Source organism: uncultured Roseicyclus sp., from assembly GCF_937892565.1.
Taxonomy (GTDB): Bacteria; Pseudomonadota; Alphaproteobacteria; order Rhodobacterales; family Rhodobacteraceae; genus Roseicyclus.
Window position 1 is genome coordinate 1 of the sequence record NZ_CALAHQ010000032.1, and the last position, 1,957, is coordinate 1,957.

Genomic DNA, 1,957 nt, shown 5'->3' on the forward strand with positions numbered 1-1,957 from the left:
GGTGCGGGTGGAGGGACTTGAACCCCCACGCCTTGCGGCGCCAGAACCTAAATCTGGTGCGTCTGCCAATTTCGCCACACCCGCATCGCAAGTGCCCATATCAGAGCCTAGGCTGGCGCGCGAGCCGGAAAAGGGGATGGATTTACGGGATTTTAACGATGTTGCGGCAACCTTTCGGCATGACACCTCTGTTTTCGCGCAACACCCCGTTCGCGTTTTACCCTGTGCGGGTCGTTTTCTCTGGGATGCTGTCGGGCCTGCCCATAACGTCGTCCGCAGAAAACAGGGTGCAAAAAGCACCCGTGACCGAGCAGGTTTCGACATGAACGATCTGACCCCCAGCGCAATGGCGCTGCGCATGCATGATTTGCGGCGATCCAGCCCCGTGGCCATCGCCGCGGCGACACTGGTTGTGACCCGTGATGGGGCCTTGCCGGTCGAGCATCTTTATCCCGGCGACCATCTGATGACGCGCCATGGCGCACGCACCCTGACCGCCGTCGACCGTGTCGATTTGCCCGCGGGTACCCCCATCGTGACGATCACGCAAAATGCGTTGGGCGGGCGCCCGGAGCGGGATATGTGGCTGCCTGCCGCCCAACGCATCTTGATCCGCGGCTGGCGGGCACAGGCACTTTATGGTCAACAGCAAGTCTGCATCCCTGTCGGGCAATTGGCCGATGGGGAATTCATCCGTCTTGAGGTGCTGCCCAAGGCGATCTTGGGCTTTGCGCTGCGTTTTGGCCGGCCCGAGGTATTTTGTGCCGACGGGCTGGAACTGGCATCAGCCGACCGGCTGGGCATCTTTGTCTAGGGACAAGCCTGCCCGATGATCTGGTCGCGCAACAGGCGCGGCAAGGCATCGGGAATATCCTCTGCGATCAGACCGGGGCCGATGGCGCGCGCGGCCTCGACATGCAGCCAGACGGCGGCGGTGCTGGCCACCCAAGGATCGCTGTGGCGCGCCATCAGCCCGGTGATCATGCCCGCAAGCACATCGCCCGCGCCCGCTGTGGCCAGCCACGGCACCGCCCGATCCCCGAGCGCGGCATGCACCGCCACCCGGCCATCAGGTGCCGCAATCACGCTGTCTTGGCCCTTGAGGATCACCACACAGCCCGCGCGCGCCGCTGCCTGGCCTGCGGCCTCGATACGGGAATAGGCCGGGCCCTTGTCGGGGATACCCGCCAACCGGGCCGCAAGATCGGGAAACAGCCGTGCGAATTCACCTCCATGCGGGGTCAGGACCGTCTGCGCATGGGTCATCGCAAAAAGCGTCTCGGGGCGTTCGGAAAAACAGCTCAACGCATCGGCATCCAGCACCACCGCGCGCCGGCCATCCCGCAAGGCAACCGCGACCAGATCGCGCGTGCCCTGCCCCGGGCCCAGAGCCGACCCCAAACCCGGCCCCAGACATAGGGCCCCCAGCCGTGGATCCCCTGCCAACATGGTGGCCAGGCCATCCGCCCCGTCACAGCGCCGAAGCATGATCGCGGTCAGCTGGCAGGCATTTTCCAGCATTGCCGAACCGGGCGACGCGACCGTGACCAACCCCGCCCCGATCCGAAGCGCCGCACGCGCCGCCAAGCGCGCCGCGCCGCTGCGCCCCATTGGCCCCGACACCACAAGCGCATGACCATGGTCGTATTTGTGCAGCCCCTGCCCCATCGGATCTGCCTTGTCGATCACGGCGCGCGCGGGCGCGCCGATCAGCGGCACGCCCGCCCCATCACCCCGAATGCCGATATCGACCACCGCCAACGCCCCGCAATGGCAAGGTCCATCGGCCAGAACATGACCGGGCTTGGCGCGGTGAAAGGCCACTGTCAAATCGGCGCGCACCGCGACGCCGCCCAAGGCGCGCCCGCTGTCGGCACAAAGCCCCGATGGGATATCGACCGCCACGACACGCGCGCGCGGTTGCGCGCAATGCGGTTGCGCGCAATGCGGTTGCGCG

The 1,957-nt window shown here is 66.3% G+C and carries 2 protein-coding genes and 1 tRNA gene; 1 reads left to right on the forward strand and 2 read right to left on the reverse strand.

All coding sequences use genetic code 11. The features are described 5' to 3' along the window. Positions 1-2: 2 nt before the first annotated feature. Positions 3-84 (reverse strand) — tRNA-Leu (locus tag Q0094_RS04545). Positions 85-322: 238 nt separating this feature from the next. Between Q0094_RS04545 and Q0094_RS04550 the strand changes: the two genes are divergently transcribed. After that, a complete protein-coding gene (locus Q0094_RS04550) occupies positions 323-814 on the forward strand; it encodes a Hint domain-containing protein (protein ID WP_297615710.1) in 492 nt (163 codons plus the stop codon). Here the strand turns inward: Q0094_RS04550 and Q0094_RS04555 are convergent. Then, positions 811-1,957, reverse strand: a 1,147-nt coding sequence (locus Q0094_RS04555) for an NAD(P)H-hydrate dehydratase (RefSeq protein ID WP_297615712.1), incomplete at its 5' end; no start/stop codon positions are given. The genes Q0094_RS04550 and Q0094_RS04555 overlap by 4 nt on opposite strands.

What these genes read in the sequence shown, in the direction of transcription:
- Q0094_RS04550 (WP_297615710.1), top strand. Translation starts at nt 323, where the DNA reads ATGAACGATCTGACCCCCAGCGCAATGGCGCTGCGCATGCATGATTTG.